Genomic DNA, 21,545 nt, shown 5'->3' with positions numbered 1-21,545 from the left:
ATCATTTGATACTTTATGTCGGAAAAATATAATTTTTGATTATCTTTAAATTTCATGATAACCAATAAAGATTTGAAATTACCATATTCTTATTATCAAAATCAGGATGTCGTTTTTCTGGCAAAAGATCTCTTGGGGAAAGTGCTTTTTACTGAGATCGAAGGAAATATTACGGCAGGCATTATCGTAGAAACGGAAGCGTATTTTGGGGTAATGGATAAGGCTTCCCATGCTTACGGCGGCCGACGAACCGACAGAACTGAAATTCTATACAATGATGGCGGCCTTTCCTATGTGTATCTATGCTATGGCATTCACCATCTCTTCAATATCGTGAGTTCTGTTAAAGACGAACATCATGCCGTACTGGTACGGGCTGTTGAGCCTTTAATAGGTACAGAAATCATGGAGCTCAGGAGGAATATGCCTGTTTCTAAAGCTGCTATTTCTTCCGGCCCGGGTTCTGCTGCGAAAGCTTTAGGAATTGACCGTTCTTTCAATACCAAAGATTTAACCGGAGAAGAGATATGGATTGAAGATCACAACATTCGGTATACGCCGGATGAGATTACCGCCAGACCTCGTATAGGAGTTGCCTATGCCCAGGAAGATGCATTCTTGCCATGGCGTTTTTTTGTAAAAGGCAATAAATATGTAAGTAAGCCTAATAAATAATTAGTAAAAGAAAACCTGTAGAATCTCTTCTTATAGAAATCATTTTCAATAATTCAAGCTATGTTAACCGATATCATCAAAACCGATCTGACAGTCCTTTTTTGCGGAATTAATCCGGGATTAAAATCCTCGGACGACGGGCATCATTTTTCAGGAAGAAGCAACCGTTTTTGGAAAGTTCTGCATCAGGCAGGATTTACCCCTTATCAGATTGAAGCTGAAAATGACACCAGTATTTTAGATTTTGGATATGGACTGACGACTGCTGTAGCGAGGGCTACATCCCGTGCAGATGAGCTTTCCAACGAAGAATTTGATCATTCCCTTGAAATTTTCAAAAATAAAATGAACCAATTTCAGCCCAAATACATTGCCTTTCTCGGTAAAGCAGCATACAAAGCATTCTCCGGAAAAAAAGATATCCCATGGGGACTGCAGGATGAAGAATTTTGTGGGGCTAAAGTTTGGGTGCTGCCCAATACAAGTGGCCTGAACCGTGGATTTAGTCTTGAGAATCTCGTAGCTTCTTACACTGAATTTCATAAAAATATCTTTTAGCTAAGAGCATATTCTTTGGTATAAAATAAAAAGTTCCGCCTCAGAATAACTTGAGGCGGAACTTTTTTATTGACATTCTCCGTTCACCGGATTGGCAAGATAATCTTTATCCTGTGGAGGTTTCACAAAATAAGGCGTTCCATAGCTGTTTCCCGGTTTGAAAAAATCGGTGGATACCACTTGTGCCCCACTGCTGAAGGCAGCTTTTGAACGGGTGGGATCATTTACTTTAGCTTCATAGGTTTCAATATCCGCTCTTGTTCTTACTATAAATCCTTGTTGTACCATCTCTTTAATTTCCTTCTGACGGATCAGGGCATTATCTCTTAAAATAAAAGCTCCAAAATTGTCGTCAGGTTCACTTTCCATGAACATGAGTCTTTTTTCCAGAGAACCGTTGATCAGATACGGGTTGTCTTTAGTAGATCGGGTTCCGGCACTTCCAGGAAGGAGCATCAGGATAAATTTGCCTCTGCTGTCTTCCAGCTTTGGCCAGTTACCATGAATAACGGCTTCACGCAAGGTAGGAAATGTTCCCTGAACCTCTTTGGGAGTAATGATTTTATTTTTTCCAAGATATTGGGATATTTCCTTGTCCAGATCATCATAGGCTGTCTGATCGAAAGGTAGCACCTGAGTACTGTTGGGAAAAATAGGAAAACCTGAATCTTTAGCTTCGACCATTATAAAAATTGGGGTATGATTCGGATTTTTATCAGACCATTGGCGAAGTTCTGTTAACGCAGCTTTTAAAGTCGGATAATGGGATCTGAAATCAATATCTGCCATATGCAGTACTTTGAAACCTGGTTGGTCTAATCCTTGAGTATTATGGGGAGCAAGATCTTTAACTCCTTTTTCATTTAAAACACGATACGAAGTAGGATGATTAAAACGGTTTCCGTTAGGATCATAGTACACATCCAGTTCGAGACTGCGGAGATGGGCATTCAGCTGTTGAATGAAATCCGGATGATTATAGTTAAGCGCTTCATTAAAATCTAATCCGTTAGGATGATATTCCTGAAATTTCGCTTTTTGTTCCGGAGACATTCCTGAATCATAGCTTTTCATAACATTTTTGATAATGGGAGCTGCCAATTCAAGCACCTTTGGATCTACAGGTTCTGCATAGGAATTATGAGTTCCTAACACCTGTATCTGATTGATTTTAATATTCCGGCATTTTTCCTGCGCATGGAATAACGTTGCAGCCGCTATGGCAGCAGTACAGATATATTTTTTCATAAAATTGAAGATTATTATATTATTAAAAATTGAAAGTAGCACCCATCTGACCCCGTATTCCCGAATATGAAATATTTTCTACTCTGGATTTAATTCCCATATAATAGCGGTTGGGTTCATTGAAGATATTATTCAGTTCTACAAAAAGCCGTATGTTTTTGTGAATGCTGTAAGAAGCCGAAGCATCTACTGTAAAGTTCTTATCAAAATGCTGATAATGATCCGGACCTGCGGCAGTTCTTATTTCGCTTACATAATTTCCTTTGTAATTTCCTGCCAGCCTGAGCATAAATGCACCGGTTTCATAAAATAAAATGGTATTAAAAATATGCTTGGCCTGGTTAGGAATCGTAGTTTTCATGGTTCCTGTCTGGCGGCCGTTTTCATATACCGGCATTTTCATTTCTGAAGCAATAAAAGTGTAGTTTCCTTCGAAACCAAAATGTTTTAGAAACCCTGGAAGTCCTTCAAAACGTTTGGAAATCCCCACTTCAAAACCATAGAGTTTTGCTCCTTCCAGATTTTTCGGAGTGGTAAAGGTATAAGGAAGTCCGTTGAGGCTGACAATCGATTGATCTTTATAAATCAGGTCGGTAATATCTTTATAGAAAGCTCCGGCAGTTACAAGGTCTAGTTTTCCAAAATAGTTTTCGAACATCAGATCGAAATTGTTGGAGAATGTAGGATTCAGCTGGGTATTTCCCTGCGTTATCGTGCTGGAAAGATCATTCACGATAGTACCCGGGTTAAGATCATTAAAATCCGGTCTTGCGAAAGATCTTGTGTAGGCAGCCCTCACAATCTGGTCTTTACTGAGATTCCATTTCATATTAACCATCGGGAGAAATACATTGTACTTTTTACTGTCTTTAATGTCCTCTGCTGCAGTTCCGGCCTGAGTGGAGACTACTTTTTTACCGTAAAAGGAAATATCGTTATATTCATTACGTACACCGCCCAGTAACTGCAGTTTTTCATTAACTTTCCAGGTGCCCATAAGATAAGTTGCCCAAACATTCTCCTGTCCACGATAAGAGCTGGTGATATTGGAACTGCTGTTTTTCCCGCTTACCTGCTGAAGTCCGAGACTGTTTTGGGTATCGGCATTGTAAAACTGGTCAATCTGGGCATTGGTAATCTGATTGATAATGACAGATTGATAGGGATTTCCAAGAGGGTTCATAAAGCCTCCGTTCAATGGAAAATCAGTCTGTCCGAACTGATTCATATAACTTATTGGTGCACCCGGAATTCCTAATGCTGATTTGGGCATCCATACCAATACCGCGGCATCTACTATTTTTTCCTTATTGTTGAATTTGGTTCCAAACTGTAATTTGAAATTTTCTGCAACCGTATATTTCAGATCCACCTGGCCCCGCAGGTCCGTTTCGCTGTTGCGGTTTTGGCTGATGATAACCTGGTTCAGCTTTAACTGATTGCCTGTAATGGTATTTTGATTGTAAGGTAATGTATATTCTGTCTGATCGCCGACACCATTGGGAGCGTCCATTGCAAAATATTTTCTCCCATCAGAAGCAATATTTCCATAACCCATGGGCTGTATAAAATTAATAATAGGATATCCCCTGTCATGTTCATCCAGCTGGCCCGGAGAATTGAATTTAAAAGCAGATCTTGCCTTCGATGCAGACCAGTCTATTTCCAGTCGCTGCCCTACCTGATGGTTTCCTCCAATCTGCATAGAATACAGATCTGTAAGATAATCCGCATGCCTTGCCTGCAGCATCACATTTTTACTGTCAAAATTAAAATATGTTTCTCTTACTGACTGCTGATCTTTGTATTGGCTGTATAAACCTTTGAAATACAGCTTGTTTTTACTGTTGATGTCATAATCCATAGCATAATTGAAGCCTAACGTTCTCCTGTCAGCCAGGTAATCACGCAACTGCAGCTGATTGATGGAATTGGATGCAGTCCCACCCAGACCATAGTTGAAAATATTACGCATCTGGTCTATCGCGCTGGATCGCTGCCATATCACTGCTGAGGAAATGAACTTTAACTTATCTGTAATTTTATTTCCGTAGACAATAGAGGAATTGAAAGTAGGTGATCTGGACATATTCACATATCCGGTGGATGTACTGATCGCAAGAGTTTCTTTGTTGGGTGATGTTTTTGTAATAAAGTCTATGCTCCCTCCAATGGCATCTCCGTCAAGGTCGGGAGTTAAAGCTTTAGATAAACGTACATTTTGGATGAGTTCTGAAGGGAAGATATCCATCTGCAGCCCTCTGTTGGCATTATCACCACTGGCACTCGGCATTCTGTTGCCATTGAGTGTAGAAGAAGTCCATTGTACCGGAGTTCCCCGTACTGCGACAAACCGGCCTTCACCCATATCTCTTTCAATGGAAACGCCCTGCATACGCTGTACAGCATCGGCTGCGTTACGGTCCGGAAGCTTTCCAATAGCGTCTGCACTCAACACTTCCGTAATGGTATTGGAATTTTTCTTCATGGTAATTGCCCTGGCCTGAGATGCTTTATAAACACTGGTTACCACAACTTCCTGAATTGTATTTTCCTTAGCTTTATTTTCTCCTATGCGGATCATTCCAAGATCTACAGGCTTTTTATCGGTGATGGTGAAGGGCAGATAGGTAATTTCATAGCCGCTATATTCAACGACAAGTCTGTAATTTCCGTCCGGAATATTACTTAGAATAAACGATCCGTCTGTATTGGACGTTATTTTTTCACCTTTATTTTCAAGATAGACCAAAGCATTGGGAAGATTCCCCTGATGATCTGTTACAACCCCATGTATGGTGGTTTGGGCTACAGCAACGCTGCCTAATAAAAAGACGGCAGCAGTGGTTAAAAAAAATCTTCTTTGTAACATATTTTAAATTTGCTGCAAAGATGTTCTGCCCCGAAAAAAAATAAGTTCATTTAAATTTTAACAGACCAAACTTGTGTGTAGTTGTTTTTAAGTGATTGATTTAATGTTTATTACGAATATTAAATAATTGTAACATCATCAAAAAGTTAAAAGGCATATTCTGACGGAAGACAGTTAAATTCCTTTTTAAAATACTTGTAAAAAGTAGATTTGGATTTGAATCCGCATTGATACGCGAGATCTGTTACATTGGCATCCGGTTCTTCCTCAAGCATCCGCCTGAACTGTAGCACGCGGTTACGATTCGTATATTCATGAAAATTAGAAGAGAGATATTGACTGAAAGTAATGGTGAGATCGGTTTTGGAAACTGAGAGGTACTGGGAAAGCTGTTCCAGGGTAAAGCCTTCATCCAGATATACCCTGCTGTTGCTGTAAAATTCGGAGATGGAATGCTTTATATCCTCAAAATTTATTTTAGAAAGGTCTTTGTATTGGTATTTTTCTTTAACAGTGATCTCTTCAGCGATAGCAGCAGCCAGTTTCTTCAGCTGTTCCTGGTACGTTAAAATATAAACGTACAAAATCCAGGCAAATTGAACTAAAAACAGGAGGCTGTAAATTTTTTGGAATAACAAAACGTCCAGTCCTAATGTAAAACTTCCCCAAAATGCCAAAGCACTCAGTAAAACAAAGGATAAAAATGATCTGAATTTTTTAGCAAAAGGATTTTTTGTGCGGTTCTGAAATACATAAAGCAGAAAAATACAAACGCTGAGACTTCCGGTCCAATAATAAATATAAAAATTGAAGAAATAGGTCTTATACAGATGTAAAAGTGCGTCTGCTTCTTTATAACCAAATAACATGATGGATAAGGCAAAAGTGTGGAATAAAACAATCAGGGAGAAAGGATATAACAGATACTTCAGCTTATCCCGCCACTTGCTCTCAATAAGGTAAAGGGTAATGTACAGAAACAGTAACCCTTTGAAGATTCTTAAGCTGCAGGGGATTTCGTAAAGAACAGATTCATAGCCGAATCTGTTGATGATAAAGTATTCATAGCCCATATCCAGGACTACGGTCACAATATAAAGCAGTAACATATTGTGAAAAGAATTTCTATTTTGCGCCAGGCAAAGTAAAACTGCCAGGGTAATAAAGGCCTGGAGAATAACTACAATAAATATGTACAGCATAAAACGGTTAAATCTGTTCAAAATTATCAATAAAGAAGAAGTCTATTTTTAACGCAGCATTAAATTATTGATAATACTTCCTCTTTGAGAATCTCTGTATTTAGAATATGAAGTATCCTCCCCTTTTTGATTCTGAATTTAATATGTATGCAGGGAAAATGGCTTGATTTTAGATAATAAATAATTCATTATTCTTACTTATTATGTAATAATTATATTGTTGAATCAAAATTATAGATTTATGGAAAGGTTTAAGAAAATAATTTTGAAAATTCTAAAATGGACAGGAATTTCAGTTGCATCAATTCTATTTCTGATGTTTATCATTCCGATTTTATTTCCCGGTACGATTTCTCAACAGGTAAAATTATTTGCCAATAAACATCTTGCCGGAAAACTTGATTATAAAAAAACACATCTTACTTTTTTCAGGCATTTTCCTTCCCTAACGGTTTCTGTGGATGATCTTATTTTAAATGGGTCGAAACCTTTTCAACAGGATACTTTATTAGCGGCAAAAGAAGTTTCTGTAGGAATCAATTTAAAGAATCTGATTTTTAACCGCGAAGTGAAGATCGATGAAATATATGTCACGGATGCTTACGCCAATGTTTTTGTGAATACCAAAGGAGAAGCCAATTATAACGTTTACATTTCCAAACCTTCCACAACACCAAAAGATAGCAATGAAAAAGGAGCATCCATAAAACTGGATCTTATCAAGTTCAGAAATTGCCATATCAGATATAATGATCATGCAGCAAGGGTTTTAGTGGATGCAAAAGGGCTAAATTATACCGGAAAAGGAGGATTAAGTGAAGATATTTTTGATCTTAAAACCAATCTGGATATTGATAAAGTGGATTTTAGTCTGAACAGGATCTATTATGCCAAGCAAAAAACACTGCATGCTGATCTGATCACCCGAATCAATACGAATGCACTGACTTTTGTACTCCGAAAAAATGAGTTAAGAATTAATAATTTGCCATTAAAATTTACCGGAGATTTAAGTATTCTGAAAGATGGATATGATCTTAACATCAATGCAGCATCTGAAAAAACCACAATTCGCGATATGATTTCCGTATTGCCGCCACAATATCTGGACTGGGCAAAGGATACGAAAATAGAAGGTAACAGTGATCTGTTTTTCAGTTTAAAAGGTAAATTTAGTGAACCTAAAAAGCTTAAGCCGAGACTTATTGCCAAGCTGGTTGTAGAAAATGGATTTGTATCCAGCGGGAAAGCTCCCGTTCCTATGAACAACCTTAATATGGATCTCAATGTGGATCTTCCGTCATTGGACACCGAGCAATTGGCTCTGGATCTTAAAAAATTAAGTTTTGATCTTGGCCCGAATAATAATTTCCGGGCGGTAGTAAAAACGAAAGGACTGAATGAAATGCAGATCAAAGCAGATGTGAAAGGAGCGGTTAATCTTCAGACATTAGATCAGGCATTAGGATTAAAAGATATTGATATAAGAGGTCTTATCGATACCAACATCAAAGCAGACGGGATCTTCAGCCTCGAAAAAAAGCTGTTTCCCATTACCAATGGATATATCAACCTTAAGAACGGTTGGCTGAAGACCAAATATTACCCTAATCCTATTCAAAATATCAGCATGGCAGCCCATGTCAACAATACCGATGGTACTTTCAAAAGCCTTGGAGTACAATTGAATCCTTTTCAGTTTGATTTTGAGGGAAACCCTGTTTTTGTGAATGCAGATTTACAGAATTTTGAAGATCTGCTGTATAAGGTAAAGGCAAAAGGAGTTTTAAATGTAGGCAGAATTTATAAAGTTTTTGCTAAGAAAGGATTAGATATCAGTGGATTAATTATGGCTGATCTTTCTCTTAACGGACGTCAAAGTTATGCCACTACAGGTCAATACAGCAAACTTGATAACAGAGGAACTCTGGTATTAAAGGATATTAAAGCTACTACAGAATATTTACCGAAGTCATTTTATATTAAAGAAGGAAATTTCCAGTTTGAAAATGAAAAAATGTGGTTCAGAAAATTTTTTGCCACCTACGGAAAATCAGATTTTGCACTAAATGGTTATCTTCTGAACACGATTAATTATTTTATTGAAAGAAAAGGGACACTTCATGGAAAATTTGTCCTGAACTCCAATTATATTCTGATAGATGAATTTATGGCGCTTAAAAATGGTGACAACACTGACAAATCTATAGAAGTTGAATACGCCAAAGCCGAAAACCCGAAAAGCAACGGTGTAGTAATCGTTCCGAAAAATCTGGATGTAGCACTGGAAGCCAATGCAAAGAAGGTAGAATTTAAAGGCTTGGGTCTTAATCATCTTAAGGGATCCGCTTCTGTAAATAAAGGAGAAGTTTATCTTAAAAACACCTCTTTTGACATTATTGGAAGCCGGATGAATATTGACGCCCGTTATCAGGATGAATCTCCGTTAACCGCTAATTATGATGTAGCCCTTAAAGTTCAGGATTTTAATGTAGAGAGAGCGTACAAAGAGATTGATATGGTTCGTGAAATGGCAACTGCCGCAAAAAATGTAAAAGGAATTGTATCACTGGATTATAAGCTGAAAGGTGATTTTGATAAAAATATGAGCCCTATTTATCCATCACTGGAAGGCGGCGGAATAGTAAACCTTCGGGATGTGGAAGTAAAAAATCTGAAAATGCTTTCCGTAATTGGGAATGATATTGGTGCTAATGCGTTTAACAATCCTGATATGAAAGGAGTAACTATTGAAACCTTCATCAAAAATAATCTGATCCATGTTGATAAATTCACCTTCAAGGTTTCGATTTTAAGACCTTCTATCAGCGGAACGACAAGTTTCAACGGATTACTGGATCTCCGGGTAAGAGTTGGATTGCCGCCTGGCGGATGGATCGGTTTTCCGGTCGTAGTAACAGGAACTCATGACAAACCGAAAATAAAAATTTTCAGTAAAACCGGACAGGGAATTGCAGACGCTTTGTATAATAAGAAATCCAACAAAGTAATCCGTGAAGAAAGAAGAGCGGAGAAAAAAACACGTCGACAACAGCGTAAAGACAAAGAAGCTCAGGAGAAAAAAGCGGAGAATGCAGAGAAACAGATTGGAAAAGATCTTAAGGAAAAATAATCCATTAGCAGATAGCAAAAGGCGGAGCCCAGATATATTATCTGGGCTCCGCCTTTTTAATTTTAAATACTGAAAATAATTTTCTTAGATTTTTTCAGGGTATAACTGTCTTTATCTTTAGAAAGTTCGTAAGCTCCTTTTTTGTTTTTATATAGCGTAGTATCTCTGTATTCAACGGCTCTGGTGAGTATAATACTCCCTTTGGCATCAGGCATGAATACTTCTGCTTTCTTTCCATCCTTACTTAAAATAACCACCGCATTGGCTATATAGGTTTTTTTGGAGTCAGCTTCCTTTAACTGTATTTTTTCCTCAAACAGCTTGATACATTTATCTTTTACTACCGAAAAAGTATAGCCTGCCGAACCGATGCAGCCGTGTTTATCTTTATCAGATCCTACTGCTTTTGGAGTTGTTTTCTGTGCAAATCCTGCTGTGGCAAACGTTACAGTCATTATCGCTGCCAGTAATAAATTTGTGTTTTTCATATATTGAAATGTTTAAGTTAATATTCTAATATTACGTAAAATGTTTTAATTCCCACCATTAATTAATTTATCAAATGAATCATTCTAATGAGAAAAATAATTACTTTTCTTTTTGTAATTCAATCCATACAGGAGCATGATCGCTGGTCTTTTCCCATCCCCGGACGTAGCGGTCTACTCCACCCGATTGTAAACGGGAAACGAGATAAGGACTTAATAAGATATGATCCAGTCTTAATCCTGCATTCCGGTCGTACGATTTGTACAGATAATCCCAAAAAGTATAGATTTCTTCATCGGGAAATAAAGTACGAATCGAATCAAGCCATCCTTTCTTAAGTAATTCCTGATAGGCTTTTTTCTTCAATTCTATACAGCGCATTATCTTCCCACCGCTCAGGATGATGAGCATCCAATGCCGTAGGAATAATATTGAAATCACCAATGATAATGGCAGGAAGTTCCATACTGATGAGTTCATTCGTCCTTTTTTTCAGACGTTTGATCCATGACAGTTTATAATCAAATTTCGGCCCCGGATAAGGATTACCGTTGGGAAGATAAAGACAGCAGATGACCATCTGATCAATAATGGCTTCAATATACCTGCTTTGAACGTCTTCAGGATCTCCGGGCAGCGTATTCTGAACTTCTGTGATTTCAAGATCTTTGGTAAGAATAGCAACCCCGTTCCAGCTTTTCTGCCCTTTCCAGATCGCCTGATATCCTGCAGCATTAATTTCCTCTATTGGAAAACGTTCCTGTGGAGCTTTCAATTCCTGAAGGCAGACAATATCGGGCTGTGCTTCCTTCAGCCATTGAAGTAAGACTGGCAGCCGCCCGTTGATTCCATTCACATTATACGTTGCTATTTTCATGATTTGGGGTAATTATTAGATCCCTTTTGGTTATAAGGCAATAATTATTCCATCAAAATATATGATTAAATGAAAAATCAAAAGGACAACATATTGGAATCCAAAGTTACTGGCTGATCAGGGTCATGAAAGAAAAGCCGGTATCACGCATTTCCATTTCATTTTTACTTGATTCAAGCTGGGCTTCCAAAGCATAGCTAAACATTTTCTGTTCATAATCGCTGATCGCATCGTGCAGGGTTGCAAATGTATCATTCGTTAAGTTATCAGATAAAACAGACGTATCAATCAGTCCCGTATTTACGCCCTGGCCTGCAAACGGAGGCATCAGGTGGGCAGCATCGCCGATAAGGGTGATCGGCAAAGGACGCCCTGTTTTCAATGGTTTGCCTAATGGCAGTTTTCTGGTCGGGAGTCCCACAAAGAAAGAAGTTGCACGGAATACTTGTTGATACCGTTCATCCCAATGTGAGAATCTGCTGGAAAGAAAATCAACAATACTGTTCTTATCATGAAAGTTTAATCCATTATGATCGCCCCATTCTTCAGGTTTTTTAAAAATGATTCCATAACTTAATGCATCATTATTTCGGGGATTGGCAACGAATAAATTTCCTCCATGAGCAGTCATTAATCTGCTGCCATTGCATAACTGATAAAATTCAGAGCAGTTTATTTCAGGATCCGAAACATCTCCCTGGATGATGAAAGTTCCCGTATCTTCAACTTTGGTATCCGTAACATACTTTCTCAGCTTTGACATTCCTCCATTGGCTATAATGACGACATCTGCGGTGGCATCAGGCTGGTTTTCAAACTGCAGGTGCCATTTTCCCTGTTGTTCATCAAGTCCGGTTATTTTGCTATTCCAAACAATCGTATCTCTTTTTAAACTGTCAAAAAGCATTGTTCGTAAATCATTTCTGTTAATTTCCGGATTATCGTATTGATTTTCAGGAGTAATTTCTTTCGTGAATAAATGATTGGCATGTTCGTCTGTAATGATGATTCCCATCGGAATGGACTTTTCATAATAGCGTTCCAGCAGCCCTGCTTTTTTCAAAGCTTCCTGTCCTGAACCTTTATGCAGGTCAAGAGTCCCGCCCCAAATTCTGGTTTGTGCATCGGTATCCCTTTCGTACACGGATACATCCACTCCTTTTTGCTGTAATAATATGGCCATAGTTAAACCTACGGGGCCGGCACCGATAATGGCTACCTTTTTATTGTTAAGTAACATATTTTGTCTTGTTTATTGGTTACAAAATTCTGAAATGCTCCCGGATCAGGATTGTATAAACACGACAAAATCAAGATTTCAGGTTCTTTTCATTTTTTATAAACTAAGAGTAAAACCATTTCCCCAAACCTGAAAAATAAATATATAAACAGCGGCTTACGTCTATTAACAATAAAAACACTCCAAAATAGACTGTTTTTGAAAGAATAAATTTATATTTAAAATTCTATAGAAGGCTTATAAGTTCTGCCTATCGGAAGTTTTTTGCCATGTACCTGCATCATATTCGCAGATTTCACTTCAACTTTTGACTTGGAAATAATATATGATTTATGAATCCGTATAAACAGCTTGGGATTTAGACTTTCTTCTATTCGGCTGATAGGCATTTTAACCGTAAAAGTCTCTGTTTTAGTATGAATATTAATGTATTCTCTTAAGCTTTCAATATAAAAAATGTCTTCCAAGGTTATTTTGATCTGCTTTTTTCCAATGGTAATAAAAATATGATCACGATCAGCGATTTCTAACAAAGCGTCTTCTGCTTCGATGAGGTACGTAAACTTCCCGATTGCAGTAAGAAATCTGCTGTAAGGAATGGGTTTCATCAGATAATCTACGACATCAAGCTCATACCCTTCTACGGCATATTCGTGATAGGCAGTGGTTACAATGACAAATGGTGGATTTTTTAATTGTTTCAGGAAATCAAATCCTTTGATTACCGGGAGATTTATATCCAGAAACATAAGATCTATTTCGTGGGTATGTAACAGATTGTTTGCATGTACAGCATCGGTACATTTTCCCACAAGATGAAGCTTTTCGTCTTTAGAGATAAAGGTTTCGAGGATTTCTGCTGCAATAGGTTCATCTTCCACGATAATGCAGCGGTATTTTTTAGAGGCTGGATGTATCATTAAAATCAATGCTTAGTTCTACAATATAGCGGTCATTTTGATCTTCAACGCTGAGTGTATGCTTGGGATATAATAATTCAAGCTGTCTGTGGATGTTTTTCAGTCCCATTTTGGTTGACTGTCCCTGAGATCTTTCCTCTTTGGAATTTTCAATTCTGTAGGTAAGAATTCCATTTTTCAGTTGGATATCAATCGAAATAAATGAATGTCCTAAGCTTTCAGAAACGCCATGTTTAAAAGCATTTTCAACGAACTGAATCAATATCAGCGGTGAAATTTCCTGCGAAGGATGATCAAGATCTTCATTGAAAACTACAGAAAGCTGGTGATGGCGGATTTTCTGAATCTGTATAAAATCTTTAATATTGTCAATGTCTTTTTCGAGAGAGATACTTTTTACCGCCGCTTCATAAATATTGTACCGCATTACTTTGGAAAGCTGGAGGATGACATCGGGAGTTTCATCGGCTTTTTTTAATGCCATTCCGTAAATATTGTTAAGGGTATTGAAGAGAAAATGCGGATTGATCTGGGCTTTCAGCATGGTGAGTTCCTGATCAAGTTTTTCTGCTTTCAGTATTGAAATTTGTTGATTCAGAAGGTTTTTCTGTCTGGTAATTTCTATTCCGAACACTAAGCCAACCATAAAAATGAGATCCATGAATGCATTGAACGCTACCAGTCCGTTAATAAATCCTGAAGGCTGATGTCCGTCGAGGGTTTCTTTCACGCCATAAATGAACGGATAAATGATGTAATGGGTGAAAAACCGGTGTACCAATACGCCCGTTACCAGAATAATGATGCATAAAAGATATTTAAAAACCCTTTTGATATTAATTTTTTCATAAACGTACAACATCGCGTAGGCAAGAGGAATTTTGATCAGTAAGTATCCTAACTCCAGCATAACCGTATTCTGAAGGCGCACCGGCCATTTGAAATCCGGAAACTGGTACCTTGACCAATAAAAATCCAGATACACTTCCAGAATAAGATAGAGGATCCAGAAAATCAGATGGGTATATAGTTTAGACGATATATTGGATTTCAAGGGAATTAGGTTTTACCATACAAAGTAATATCTTTCCCCGCAATATAAAAACAGAAAAACTACGAAATGAAAGGATCAGTCTATCAACTACGTATTTTTTTACTTCGCAGGATAATCTCAGGATACATAAGATTGAGAAAACAGAAAATAAGCAGGAAGTTAAATTCAACACCATTGGCTCCGCCGCCTACGACAAACCATCCGTTCTGCAGGTGGACATAATAGATCCCAAAAACAAAAATTAAAATATTACAGATCGCCACAGGTTTTATGTAGCGGTCTATCCAAAGCAATGGTACCGAGATAAGATGGGTTAATTTAACGGCCCAGGCAAGATACAGCCCGATCGGACTGAAACCTACAGTATTGAGAAAGTGGATTCCGAAATTATTAACGTCTCCACTTAAGATAGAACTTATACTGTGCATCAGTAAGATTACTGAAAGCGCCAAACGAAGGAAGAAACTCTTTTTCATGATCCAAAAGTAAGAAATAAGGAAAATAAGAGATTTATATTTCCTATCAACTGCTTTTAAAGGTATACCAATGATTTTTTTAGGAGGTATGGTTTATTTAATTAAAAGATTAAAAGATTAAAAGATTGAAATTGGTAGAATAGACTTTTTGTGGTTATTCATTTCATTATTTAAAAAAAGCTCCTCTTTAACGGGAGGAGCTGTTCTTACATTTTAGGGTTAATTATTTTTCAAATAATCACGCAATACATACTGCAAGATTCCCTGATTTTTATAGTACTCAATTTCTATGGCAGAATCCAGTCTGGCTTTAACTGTGAACTGAGTTTCTTTTCCTGAAGGATGAACTGCATGTACATTCAATATTTTATGAGGAACCAGATTGTCTTCTAAACCGCTAATGGTATAGGTTTCCGTACCGTCCAGGCCTAATGACTCTGTATTTTCTCCCTCATTGAAAACCAACGGAACGACTCCCATTCCTACAAGGTTGCTTCGGTGGATGCGCTCAAAACTTTCAGCGATAACTGCCCGTACTCCTAACAGAAAAGTACCTTTTGCGGCCCAGTCACGGGACGAACCGGAACCATATTCTTTTCCTGCCAGTATAATTAAAGGAGTATTGTCATTGTGGTACTGCATAGCAGTGTCGTATACGGTTTTCACTTCTCCGGTCGGCAGATATCTGCTGTATCCTCCTTCTTTATCTGCTATTTTGTTTTTGATTCTTACATTGGCAAAGGTACCGCGCATCATGACCTCATGATTTCCTCTTCTGGAACCGTATGAATTAAAATCTTCTTTATTGACGCTGTTGTTTTTTAAATACCCTCCGGCTGCAGAATCTTCTTTAAATGATCCCGCAGGCGAAATATGATCCGTTGTTACAGAATCTCCCAGATACAGCAGAACCCGTGCATTTTTTATATCGGTTACTACGTCGGGAGTCGCATTGATATTTTCAAAGAAAGGAGCTTCTTTAATATAGGTGGAATCTTTTCTCCATTCAAAATTCTGATCAAGATTCACTTCTAAATTCTGCCAGTCTTCTGCTCCGTCAAAGATCACATTATACACTTCTTCAAAATCTTCCTGCTTCATGCATTCATTAATCGTTTTTTGAATCTCTTCCCGGGAAGGCCAGATATCTTTTAAATACACAGGCTGTCCGTTAGGGTCATAATCAAGGGGATCATGGATGAGATCGATGTCGACGTGTCCAACTAAAGCATAAGCTACAACTAACATCGGCGACATGAGAAAATTCATTTTTACCTGCGGGTGAACACGGGCTTCGAAGTTTCTGTTTCCTGAAAGCACTGAAGCAGCAACCAATTCTCCTTTATCAATCGCTGTAGCAATTGCCGGAGGAAGCGGCCCTGAATTCCCGATACAGGAAGTACATCCATATCCAACGGTGTGAAAGCGAAGCGCCTCAAGATCTGTATTTAATCCTGAACGGTCCAGGTAATTTGTTACCACTTTAGAGCCTGGGGCTAAAGATGTTTTTACCCAGCTTTTGGTTCTGAGACCTTTTTCAATAGCATTTCGGGCTAGCAGTCCGGCTCCGATCATCACCGCAGGATTTGAAGTGTTAGTACAGCTGGTGATTGCTGCAATAACAATACTTCCATCACTCAACGTAAATTCGGAATTATTATGTTTGATTCTTACCGTACGCAGAGAATCCTGGATAACTTCGGAATGCAGTTCCCCTTCAATAGGCACTTTTCCAAAGGTAAATTCGGTTCCTGATCCACCATCGGCAAGCCATGCATAGTCTGTTCTTTTGGAAATAGGCTCATATATCCGGTGATGCTCATCTATTAACACTTCAGAGAATTTATGACTGAGATCTTTTACTAAAATTTTATCCTGAGGACGCTTAGGACCGGATACGGTAGGCTCTAATGTTGAAAGATCAAGTTCTGCTACAGAAGAATAAATGATTTCTTCACTTCCTGTTCTCCATAAAAGATTTTCTTTGCAATATTCTTCCACAATCTGGATCTGTTCTGGGGAACGGTTGGTAGAATGCATATATTCCAATGTTCTGTTATCAATTGGGAAATAAGTTACCGTACAGCCAAACTCCGGAGACATATTGGAAATCGTCGCACGGTCTGTCACGGTCAGATGGTCCAGACCATCCCCGAACACTTCAACAAATTTCCCTACCACTCCTTTATCTCTCAATATTTTCGTAATAGAAAGTACCATATCAGTGGCAGTACAATGATCAGGAATTTTACCTGTTAATTTTAAACCTACTACTTCGGGACAGGTGAAAAAGATCGGCTGTCCCAGCATGGCGGCTTCAGCTTCTATACCTCCGACACCCCATGCAATCACTCCAATTCCATTCACCATGGGCGTGTGTGAATCTGTTCCTACCAAAGTGTCCGGGAACAGCCAGCCGTCTCGGCTGATGACTCCTTTAGCCAGATATTCCAGATTTACCTGATGGCAGATGCCCATACCGGGAGGAACTACCGTAAAGTTATTGAGCCCATGCTGTGCCCATTTTAAAAGCTCGTACCGTTCTTTATTTCTTTCAAACTCCAGTTCTACATTTTTATCATACGCATAATCTGTCCCAAAGTAATCTACCTGAACAGAATGGTCAATCACCAGATCCACCGGAATTGCCGGATTGATCTTTTGTCCATCCTTACCCTGACGTACAAATTCCGCCCGCAGAGAGGCCATATCTACGACGGCCGGAACTCCTGTAAAATCCTGCATCAGAATTCTTGCCGGTTTAAACGGAATATCTTTATCCGTAAATGCCGGAGTCCAGCTGAGCAAAGTATTAATATGTTCATCGGTAATACTGAAGCCATCATAATTTCTCAGTACATTCTCTAAAAGAATACGGATGCTGAAAGGAAGGTGGCTGACTCCTGCCGAAAGGTTTTTCAGAGAACTGTAGGAATACGTTTTACCATTAACGTTAAGTTGTTGGAGAGATTTTGCGTTTGAAGTGTTCATATCAGATGTTTTTTAGATATACTTCTAAGTTACCGCAAAAAAAGAATAGTTTACATAATATTAGGATACATTAACATTAAGAATCGTGTTTTTTGTACTCATTATCTTTCTAGACAGGTTATATGATTTGAATGGCTGAGTTTCTTAAAGGCTCCAGTTCTGAATCATCTGCTGGCAAATCTGTAATTAAAATATGAATATCACTGATGCTGCATATTTTGAAGGGTTCTGTACGGCGGAGTTTGTTTTGATCAGCTAATGCAATGATCTTTTTTGAAGATTGGATCATTGTTTTTTTTGTTTCTGCATCCACATCAGATGTTGCTGAAATTCCAAATACTCCATCTACCGCGCAGGTTCCCATAATAAAAAGATCGGTAATGTATTGAGATGCTTCATGGCAGGTTGCCGGTCCTGCAGTAACAGCGAGATCCGGATCATAATTTCCTCCTAAAACCACCAGCTCTATATTTTTAAACTTACTCAATACAGGGATGAGCGACATATTATTGGTAATCACACGCAGCCTGATATTGGCGGGCATATCATGTGCAGCGGCAGTAATAGTAGTTCCTCCGTCCATGAATACCGTCATTCCGTCTTTAATGAAAGGCTGCACTTTTAAAGCGATCACATTTTTCTCATCCGCTGAAAATGATTGTCTGTCATGAAAAGAAAGAGGATCTTTTTCTCTTAGTATAGCACCACCCCTTACTTTTGACAGAAGCCCGTTCCGGTGAAGGACTTCAATATCCCTTCGTACAGTATCTTCAGAGACCTGAAGACTTGTAGCCAGTTCTTCAAATGTTACCTTTGTTTTTTCCTTTAATTGAGTCAGTATGATCTCAAAACGTTCTTCTTTTAGCATACCGGTGAGTTATTTCTGAATTTATAGAGTAATGCAACCACAATAAACAGCAAAGCTATACTTTCGAAGGCTACGGTCAAAGAAAAATGATGAGCAATAAAGCCTAATAATGCAGGTCCTGCCAGTTGGCCTGCGTATCCCATAGTGGTAATAGCAGGAATGGCTACCGTTGATGAGATCCCCGGAATCCTTCCTCCCTCACTGAAGAATACCGGAACAATATTCGCGGCACCCAGTCCCAGCAGGATGTATCCCACTAAAGATAAACCTATCCATGGACTGAAAATTAAAATGAGCATTCCAAACGAAGCGACAAGACTGCCTCCTATCACAACTACCCTGCTGCTTATCTTACTAACCAAAGAATCTCCTGATAATCTCATAACCGCCATTGCTACTGAAAATGCGGCATACCCGATTCCTGAAAATGCAGGTTCAACCCCTTTGTTATCTCTTAAAAATACAGCGCTCCAGTCTAGCATTGCTCCTTCGGAAAGAAATACAATAAAACACATCGTTCCCAGCAATATAATTTTTGAATTCAACCATTGAAACTTTTTGGGATCATTATTTTTGCTGTCAGCATGAGAAAATTTTAGGATGATTTCTTTTTCCTCTTTATATCCCAGCAAATACCTGAACTGAATGACCAGCAGAAAAATAAGAAGCCCGGAAATACTGATTGCTGCATAAATAGGATTAAGCCCCATTTTCATTAAAAACCCCAATCCAAGTGATCCCAAAAGTCCTCCAACACTGAATAATCCATGTAATGAAGACATGATAGGTTTCCCATACTCATTCTGAATCTGTACTCCATGTGCATTCATGGCGACATCGATGGTTCCTATGCTGCATCCGAATGCAAAAAGAAAAGCTCCCATGATGTATATGTTTGAGATCACCAACAACCAAGGCAGTAATAGAGCACTTAGCACAACGCTTCCGGCAATCACTTTTCTGGTTCCAGCTTTATTAATGAGAATACCTGATAATGGCATCATTAGCAATGCTCCACCTCCCAGTAAAAGAAGCAGCAGTCCTAAATCAGCTTCGTTAAGTCCAAGCCTGTCTTTGGCCAGAGGTACCATGGGAGCCCAACTTGCTATGCCCAATCCGCATACTAAAAATATGAGTTGTGTAGCTCTTTTTGCTTTAATTATTCTCGTTGTAATCATTCAATCATTATTTTATTTTACAAATTTATGCAAATTTGCATAAATTTGCAAAATGTTTTAAGGATTAATTTAAATTAAAATTGGAAAGATGAAATTTGAACACATGGCAATTTGGTGCCGTAATCTGGAAGTGATGCGAACCTTTTATATGGAATATTTTATGATGATCAGTAATGAAAAATATGAGAATCAGGTAAAAAAATATGCCTCTTACTTTTTATCATTTGATACTGATTCTTCTACTCGGCTGGAACTGATGCAGCGCCCTGACTGTATAGACAATAATGTTACAAGAGGTATGTTAATGGGCTATGCTCATCTCGCAGTGTCGGTAAGGAGTAAAGAAAAAGTGGATCTGCTGACTGAAAAACTGCGTACTGACGGGTATTCCATCGTTGGAGAACCAAGAACTACCGGTGACGGATATTATGAAAGTATAGTGGAAGATCCCGAAGGAAACTGGATCGAAATCACAGAATAAAAATAAATCGTCATCTATCAGTTTCGGTTTTGAATATTTTCAAGGAAAAATCCTGATTTATCATTAAAATTCCGGCTTTAATAATTAGTTTAAAAAGGCAAAATCATTATTTAGATACCACACTTTACAATAATCCGTTTTTTAACTGAAAATAAATTAGCTATCCTATTTTAAATAATTAACATGCTGATAATTAAATATTTAAATTGTTTGAAAAATTATTGTGCTTCTGATTGATTTTAAAATTGAAATACTGATTTTGGAGGTATTTTGTTTAAAATTTAATGTATAATAAATATAAAAGGCATAAAATATGCTAGTATTAACTTATATAACTTTAAAAATTTACATTATGAGAAGTCTATTATGGTTAGTCGCCGTTATTTGTATTATTGTTTGGCTTTTAGGAATGTTAAATGTAATACCGGGAATCAGTACAGGTTATTTAGTTCATATTTTATTGGTTATTGCCATCATTGTAGTTCTTTATAATCTTATTTCAGGCAGAAAGCCTCTTGATTAGATAAATGCTCCAATGTTCAGGGAGACAATTAAAAGAATTTTTACAAAAAAACAATTTATTTGTAATGGATCAGCTCAGTTTATTTAGTGCAGATGATTATTATCAATTCCCTGAAGAATTATTGGAGTATACAGAACATTTTCTATCAGCAGCTGAAGCATCAATGCTTTATGAACTGCTGATAGAAAATGTTTCATGGAGAGAAACGTCTCAAAAAATGTATGATAAAACGGTTCTCACGCCCAGACTTACTGCCTGGTATGGCGAGGAAGGAAAATCGTACACATTGGGAAATAATATGGTATCTACCAATCCTTGGTCTCCTGAATTGTTGGCATTGAAGCAAAATATAGAAAAAAGTACGAGATATCAGTTTAATACGGTATTGCTGAATTTATACCGTGATGCCAATGATTCTGTTGCCTGGCACAGGGATAAAGATAGTGAATTGGGCATTCGGCCCGTTATTGCGTCTGTCAGTCTCGGACAGGTTAGAAATTTTGACTTTCGTAAAGTTGATGATCATCATAAAAAATACAGTTTGCCACTATCGCATGGTTCGCTGCTTATTATGAAAGGAGATCTTCAAACTCATTGGGAACATCGGATTGCAAAATCGGTAAAACCTATGCAGCCCCGTATTAATCTTACTTTTCGTTTAATCAAAGAATAATAAAAATAACAATCGGTTTTACTATATTGTTTTTTACCATGATCAATTTTGTTCGGATTGTTCTATTATTTTGAAAATTGAATGATT

At 37.9% G+C, this 21,545-nt stretch carries 19 protein-coding genes; 6 read left to right on the top strand and 13 right to left on the bottom strand.

Translation table 11 applies throughout. The features are described from left to right. Positions 1 to 54: 54 nt before the first annotated feature. Both IW15_RS11040 and mug read left to right on the top strand, forming a co-directional pair. The gene (locus IW15_RS11040; RefSeq protein ID WP_228384352.1) at positions 55 to 675 is read left to right on the top strand and encodes a DNA-3-methyladenine glycosylase; all 621 of its coding nucleotides are present in this window, start codon (positions 55 to 57) and stop codon (positions 673 to 675) included. Between the two features lie 60 nt (positions 676 to 735). Further along, the gene (gene mug / locus IW15_RS11035; protein WP_034711323.1) at positions 736 to 1,233 is read left to right on the top strand and encodes a G/U mismatch-specific DNA glycosylase; all 498 of its coding nucleotides are present in this window, start codon (positions 736 to 738) and stop codon (positions 1,231 to 1,233) included. Positions 1,234 to 1,299: 66 nt separating this feature from the next. On the opposite strand, the gene IW15_RS11030 is transcribed toward mug, so the two are convergent. The 3 genes from IW15_RS11030 to IW15_RS11020 all read right to left on the bottom strand — a co-directional run bounded on the left by IW15_RS11030 (position 1,300) and on the right by IW15_RS11020 (position 6,555). After that, entirely contained in the window at positions 1,300 to 2,481 is a 1,182-nt protein-coding gene (locus tag IW15_RS11030) for a phosphatidylinositol-specific phospholipase C domain-containing protein (RefSeq protein ID WP_034711322.1), read from the bottom strand. Positions 2,482 to 2,503: 22 nt separating this feature from the next. Continuing rightward, entirely contained in the window at positions 2,504 to 5,353 is a 2,850-nt protein-coding gene (locus IW15_RS11025) for a TonB-dependent receptor (RefSeq protein WP_034711321.1), read from the bottom strand. A gap of 146 nt (positions 5,354 to 5,499) precedes the next feature. After that, positions 5,500 to 6,555 carry an AraC family transcriptional regulator gene (locus tag IW15_RS11020; RefSeq protein WP_034711320.1) on the bottom strand — a complete coding sequence of 352 codons (1,056 nt, stop codon included), beginning with the start codon at positions 6,553 to 6,555 and terminating at the stop codon, positions 5,500 to 5,502. 265 nt (positions 6,556 to 6,820) lie between these two features. Here IW15_RS11020 and IW15_RS11015 point away from each other — a divergent pair, with 265 nt between their 5' ends. Then, the gene (locus IW15_RS11015) at positions 6,821 to 9,688 is read left to right on the top strand and encodes an AsmA-like C-terminal region-containing protein (protein ID WP_228384351.1); all 2,868 of its coding nucleotides are present in this window, start codon (positions 6,821 to 6,823) and stop codon (positions 9,686 to 9,688) included. A 62-nt stretch (positions 9,689 to 9,750) separates the two neighbouring features. Here IW15_RS11015 and IW15_RS11010 read toward each other — a convergent pair whose 3' ends face one another. The 10 genes from IW15_RS11010 to IW15_RS10970 form a co-directional block, all read right to left on the bottom strand. Further along, positions 9,751 to 10,176: a hypothetical protein gene (locus tag IW15_RS11010; protein ID WP_034711319.1), complete on the bottom strand. Its 426-nt coding sequence runs from the start codon at positions 10,174 to 10,176 to the stop codon at positions 9,751 to 9,753. 100 nt (positions 10,177 to 10,276) lie between these two features. Further along, complete coding sequence (locus tag IW15_RS23025; RefSeq protein WP_228384350.1) at positions 10,277 to 10,543, bottom strand: endonuclease/exonuclease/phosphatase family protein; 267 nt, start codon at positions 10,541 to 10,543, stop codon at positions 10,277 to 10,279. Further along, positions 10,512 to 11,054, bottom strand: coding sequence for an exodeoxyribonuclease III (locus IW15_RS11005; RefSeq protein ID WP_228384349.1), 543 nt, complete (start codon positions 11,052 to 11,054; stop codon positions 10,512 to 10,514). The genes IW15_RS23025 and IW15_RS11005 overlap by 32 nt, the downstream gene beginning before the upstream one ends. A 106-nt stretch (positions 11,055 to 11,160) precedes the next feature. Further along, complete coding sequence (locus IW15_RS11000) at positions 11,161 to 12,294, bottom strand: FAD-dependent oxidoreductase (protein WP_034711318.1); 1,134 nt, start codon at positions 12,292 to 12,294, stop codon at positions 11,161 to 11,163. Positions 12,295 to 12,512: 218 nt separating this feature from the next. Beyond that, the gene (locus IW15_RS10995; protein ID WP_034711317.1) at positions 12,513 to 13,214 is read right to left on the bottom strand and encodes a LytR/AlgR family response regulator transcription factor; all 702 of its coding nucleotides are present in this window, start codon (positions 13,212 to 13,214) and stop codon (positions 12,513 to 12,515) included. Continuing rightward, positions 13,195 to 14,268: a sensor histidine kinase gene (locus IW15_RS10990; protein WP_034711316.1), complete on the bottom strand. Its 1,074-nt coding sequence runs from the start codon at positions 14,266 to 14,268 to the stop codon at positions 13,195 to 13,197. The genes IW15_RS10995 and IW15_RS10990 overlap by 20 nt, the downstream gene beginning before the upstream one ends. An 83-nt stretch (positions 14,269 to 14,351) precedes the next feature. Then, on the bottom strand, positions 14,352 to 14,744 hold the full coding sequence (locus IW15_RS10985) for a DoxX family protein (RefSeq protein WP_034711315.1): 393 nt from the start codon (positions 14,742 to 14,744) through the stop codon (positions 14,352 to 14,354). Positions 14,745 to 14,963: 219 nt separating this feature from the next. Beyond that, positions 14,964 to 17,735, bottom strand: a complete 2,772-nt coding sequence (gene acnA, locus IW15_RS10980) for an aconitate hydratase AcnA (protein ID WP_034711314.1) — start codon at positions 17,733 to 17,735, stop codon at positions 14,964 to 14,966. A gap of 118 nt (positions 17,736 to 17,853) precedes the next feature. After that, positions 17,854 to 18,603, bottom strand: coding sequence for a DeoR/GlpR family DNA-binding transcription regulator (locus IW15_RS10975; protein WP_034711313.1), 750 nt, complete (start codon positions 18,601 to 18,603; stop codon positions 17,854 to 17,856). Then, positions 18,597 to 19,781 (bottom strand): MFS transporter, encoded by a 1,185-nt coding sequence (locus tag IW15_RS10970; protein WP_034711312.1) that lies wholly within the window; start codon positions 19,779 to 19,781, stop codon positions 18,597 to 18,599. The genes IW15_RS10975 and IW15_RS10970 overlap by 7 nt, the downstream gene beginning before the upstream one ends. A gap of 88 nt (positions 19,782 to 19,869) precedes the next feature. Here IW15_RS10970 and IW15_RS10965 point away from each other — a divergent pair, with 88 nt between their 5' ends. The 3 genes from IW15_RS10965 (at position 19,870) to IW15_RS10955 (ending at position 21,458) form a co-directional block, all read left to right on the top strand. Beyond that, the gene (locus IW15_RS10965; protein ID WP_034711311.1) at positions 19,870 to 20,262 is read left to right on the top strand and encodes a VOC family protein; all 393 of its coding nucleotides are present in this window, start codon (positions 19,870 to 19,872) and stop codon (positions 20,260 to 20,262) included. A gap of 352 nt (positions 20,263 to 20,614) precedes the next feature. Next, positions 20,615 to 20,785, top strand: a complete 171-nt coding sequence (locus IW15_RS22500; RefSeq protein ID WP_034711310.1) for a lmo0937 family membrane protein — start codon at positions 20,615 to 20,617, stop codon at positions 20,783 to 20,785. 64 nt (positions 20,786 to 20,849) lie between these two features. Next, positions 20,850 to 21,458: an alpha-ketoglutarate-dependent dioxygenase AlkB family protein gene (locus IW15_RS10955; RefSeq protein WP_034711309.1), complete on the top strand. Its 609-nt coding sequence runs from the start codon at positions 20,850 to 20,852 to the stop codon at positions 21,456 to 21,458. The last annotated feature ends 87 nt before the right edge of the window (positions 21,459 to 21,545 follow it).

It is taken from the genome of Chryseobacterium soli (genome assembly GCF_000737705.1).
GTDB classification, from domain to species: domain Bacteria; phylum Bacteroidota; class Bacteroidia; order Flavobacteriales; family Weeksellaceae; genus Chryseobacterium; species Chryseobacterium soli.
The sequence above is the reverse complement of the archived record's forward strand: the minus strand, read 5'-3'. Positions and strand labels throughout refer to the sequence as shown.